This window comes from Anabaena azotica FACHB-119 (assembly GCF_014697625.1).
Classification (GTDB): domain Bacteria; phylum Cyanobacteriota; class Cyanobacteriia; order Cyanobacteriales; family Nostocaceae; genus Trichormus; species Trichormus azoticus_A.
The window spans coordinates 1-3,258 of record NZ_JACJSG010000116.1; the positions used below are offsets into that span (position 1 = coordinate 1).

A 3,258-nucleotide genomic window follows, 5' to 3' on the forward strand; every position below is an offset into this window, starting at 1 on the left:
TCAAAAGCCTGAGCCTATTTTATTAGCGCAAATTTTTGCCAAGCTTACTTGCCTGGGACGTATTCATCCCGTTTCCACAGGCGTTGAACCCTCGTAAATTGGCTAAGGTATTGGAAAATAAATATATTATTTAGACCTGACTTTATCTCACCATAAAAAAAGTTATAAAACAACTAACTAACGATGGTTGAATAATTTAATAATTTCTGTATTGTATATATAACTATTAATTGCAAAGTTTAATCTAGTAATTTTAATTTTATCAAATAATAAAGAATGCAAACTTGTGGTTACTTTTTTGTTTTTTCCTGAACTTAATCAAACCAGTTTCGTCCAAAAACTTCCCCATAGATGTGATTGTATGGATGTAGTTGGCGATCGCACTTTCCCCTACCCAACCCAGGGCTTAGACCCGTTCCGATGCAGTTCCACTGCTATGTCAAAAGCTTTCCACTTTTGGGGGCAGCGTGAGACTTCGGCAAATTCTTTGATACTTGGGTTGGCCCTATGGTGCTGGTCAGTAATTAACGATAGTCGCTGCCAGTAGTAGATGATTAGTTCAGACAGAGAAAATTCGGTTTCGCTCATGCGATCAGTGCCTCAAACAACTTCATCTAGCACCAATACATCCTCTGATGTCAGAAAATCTACCTCTGCTATACAACGTGGTTGTTCTACCACCAGCAACCACTGTCGCGCACAGATAAAATCGGTCTTTTCGTCTGAGATTTTTCCCATATCCGTATGATAGCCACACTCGACTATTTGACCCTGCCGAAATAATATTTTTCCTGTATTTTCACATTCGATATCTTTTAGTATTTTGCCTTTCATTATCATGCGATCGCCCCTTCAGTTTTTGTATTCTCTGACTCACCTGGATGAGTATAAATTGTGTTCATATTGATAACTAAACTGGGATATTTAATATATCAATATATTCCTTGGCTTGATACAGCGCATCCTCACTACATCTTTCACCATAGCCTTTAGAATTGTCACCGACAACTTCTGATTGACCATTTTGAATGTAGAAAAAGTAGCGGTCTTCACCCTCTGGTTCTATAGGGTAGCAAATGATAATTATCTCGTAACCGCCATAGACTTCGTAAGCCTGGACGCGGCTACTTCTATATCTTTGGGGGACAGCTTTAAGTTTAATATTATCAGACATAATTTACCTCTTAAAAAGAATACCGGACAAGCGCCCGGTACTGATACATCTCATTGCAGATTCCTTATTAATCTAGTAATTCAATAGTTAGTTGAACTGGTCTAACAAAAACTTCTACCGCATCGTTTTGTTTATGAAACGCCTTGATATGGCTAGAAGCTTCATTAAACGTTGAGTACCTGGAAGCTTCAGCCACTTCTACAACAGGTTTTTCTTCACTTTCTACGTAAAAGTGGTTATTCCCATTTTGCAAAATAAACTCAATAGTGGGGTTAATCATGTTGCAACAAACTCCTTACTTTGTTACAGTCAGCATTTTTTGTTTGCCATCAAGGATACTGTCATTGTCAGTACCCTTTTCATCCGATATAAACCGGGAAAACCCTTCTTCAGCCTGTCCGAGATTCCGATACCCCCCGCGCTCGCACTCGTCCCAATCGACTGGCTTGCGCCGGACTATTGATACCCGTTGGAAAGGTCGAGTATCTTCAGTGGCGGCGCTTTCAGGTTTGACGATTTCGAGTAGTTGCATATTTGATTGTTCTCCTATTACCAATAAAACTTTAAGTAGTAGAATTATTCTTGGTGTACTGATTCAAGAGCTTTTTGTTCTAAGTTATTACCAAGAGTAGTAAAGGTAATTTTTTTAATATCTGGTAATATTCCTAAGAAGAAAGAGCCAGCAAGAATCAAAATTAAAGGATGAGCCTTGACGAAATTAAACCACCAATGCCAGTCTTGAAAATTTGGCAGTTGAGGTAGACGAAAATTAAACAAGTAAAAATTCCCAAACCCGATTCGGAACTTAGCCCCAGGCAACCATTCTTCCTCAATATTTAGGAAAACTATTTGTACACGTTTATCCTGCTCAACCATTGAGGCAGTCTTGAGCGCCGATGGTTGTTCACGGGCATCAGGGGTCAGGAAACCCATGACAATCAGTTTGTGAGTGTTGTTCAACCCATAAAGGTTAAGTTGCCCAACCGCCTGAAAAATACTGTTGCGGTCGAGATATTTCTTACACTCGATAATCGCCCCACCTTGCCAGTTGGTAACAATATCGGCTCTACCACCGTTAGCTGGTGCTTCTAAGCGTGTTGTGAATCCTCTTGCTGTGAGGCGATCGCTGATATATTTTTGTAAGTCTCGTTCTTGCCAAGGGATAGGAAATCCGGCTTCTTCAACAAATTTAGACGGTAACATGATGATGGCTCCCTGAGTGTAAGGGAATTACTTTTGATTGCTCTTGGATGCTTAAATCAATTACGTCCAAAACCTGGGGCAACCAACGAACGTGTTCAATGATTTTGTCGTGAGTACGCGCTTTATCCGGTACAACAGTACCCCACTGTAAACCCGCTTCAGTCAGATGCCAAATATTCTTGTGACTTTGCTTACCTTGGGAATTAGTCTTAACTTCGACTTCCTTATATTGCAAACCCGCCGATTCTAAAACTTTATTGACGATGTGAGCCTTGATTGGCTTAGGTAAACCATTACGTTGGGCGTATATTTCACCAATAACAGTTGGTGAGACATGACGAGTGCTTGTAGCAACAGTTTCACCAATTGCCCCGACTAACTCAAGGGCCATCGGTGCAATTTCTGGGTATAAAGCTTGTATACCGCGAACAACAGTGATTGTCTGTAATTCTGGACTTAATCTTGTACCAGCTAGAACCTTTTGACCAAAATTCACCAATTCATCAAGGGTGGGTTTGTTACTGTGTTGTGGAGTAGTCTGGGGTATTTCGTATCTCCCTGTACGCCGCAACGATGGAAGGACTTCGTGAAATACCCAGCGTTGGAAACGTTTGGCAACGGGTTTACGGGATTTGAAGATGAGGCGGTATAGCCCAGGCTCGTTAACAGTCAACATTTCTTGTTCTCCACCAAGGGTACTGACAATGGCAGTACCCTTTTCATCAGGCTCAAGTCCACCATCAAAATACTCACTACCATCATTTCTTCTAGGAGTTACGCATTGACAAATTAGACAAACAATGTATTAAGGAAAATCATGAATAAACAGGCGATCGCTAATCACTCTAGGGCTGGAAAGACGGATAATTGACGTGCAGAGC

At 40.8% G+C, this 3,258-nt stretch carries 7 protein-coding genes; all 7 read right to left on the bottom strand.

The annotated features are described in order from the left end of the window. Positions 1-390 precede the first annotated feature (390 nt). The gene (locus H6G83_RS34645; RefSeq protein ID WP_190480695.1) at positions 391-588 is read right to left on the bottom strand and encodes a hypothetical protein; all 198 of its coding nucleotides are present in this window, start codon (positions 586-588) and stop codon (positions 391-393) included. 12 nt (positions 589-600) lie between these two features. Next, the gene (locus H6G83_RS34650) at positions 601-834 is read right to left on the bottom strand and encodes a hypothetical protein (protein ID WP_190480697.1); all 234 of its coding nucleotides are present in this window, start codon (positions 832-834) and stop codon (positions 601-603) included. A gap of 76 nt (positions 835-910) precedes the next feature. After that, positions 911-1,174, bottom strand: a complete 264-nt coding sequence (locus H6G83_RS34655) for a hypothetical protein (RefSeq protein WP_190480700.1) — start codon at positions 1,172-1,174, stop codon at positions 911-913. A 67-nt stretch (positions 1,175-1,241) separates the two neighbouring features. Continuing rightward, positions 1,242-1,454: a hypothetical protein gene (locus H6G83_RS34660; RefSeq protein WP_190480701.1), complete on the bottom strand. Its 213-nt coding sequence runs from the start codon at positions 1,452-1,454 to the stop codon at positions 1,242-1,244. Positions 1,455-1,469: 15 nt separating this feature from the next. Continuing rightward, positions 1,470-1,706, bottom strand: coding sequence for a hypothetical protein (locus tag H6G83_RS34665; protein ID WP_190480703.1), 237 nt, complete (start codon positions 1,704-1,706; stop codon positions 1,470-1,472). 44 nt (positions 1,707-1,750) lie between these two features. After that, positions 1,751-2,377 (bottom strand): hypothetical protein, encoded by a 627-nt coding sequence (locus H6G83_RS34670; protein WP_190480704.1) that lies wholly within the window; start codon positions 2,375-2,377, stop codon positions 1,751-1,753. Further along, the gene (locus H6G83_RS34925) at positions 2,364-3,179 is read right to left on the bottom strand and encodes a BRO-N domain-containing protein (protein WP_313937843.1); all 816 of its coding nucleotides are present in this window, start codon (positions 3,177-3,179) and stop codon (positions 2,364-2,366) included. Before H6G83_RS34925 ends, H6G83_RS34670 begins: the two co-directional genes overlap by 14 nt. Between the last annotated feature and the right edge of the window lie 79 nt (positions 3,180-3,258).

Coding starts and splice junctions, on each gene's coding strand:
- H6G83_RS34645 (WP_190480695.1), bottom strand. CDS start 588: ATGAGCGAAACCGAATTTTCTCTGTCTGAACTAATCATCTACTACTGG.
- H6G83_RS34650 (WP_190480697.1), bottom strand. CDS start 834: ATGAAAGGCAAAATACTAAAAGATATCGAATGTGAAAATACAGGAAAA.
- H6G83_RS34655 (WP_190480700.1), bottom strand. CDS start 1,174: ATGTCTGATAATATTAAACTTAAAGCTGTCCCCCAAAGATATAGAAGT.
- H6G83_RS34660 (WP_190480701.1), bottom strand. CDS start 1,454: ATGATTAACCCCACTATTGAGTTTATTTTGCAAAATGGGAATAACCAC.
- H6G83_RS34665 (WP_190480703.1), bottom strand. CDS start 1,706: ATGCAACTACTCGAAATCGTCAAACCTGAAAGCGCCGCCACTGAAGAT.
- H6G83_RS34670 (WP_190480704.1), bottom strand. CDS start 2,377: ATGTTACCGTCTAAATTTGTTGAAGAAGCCGGATTTCCTATCCCTTGG.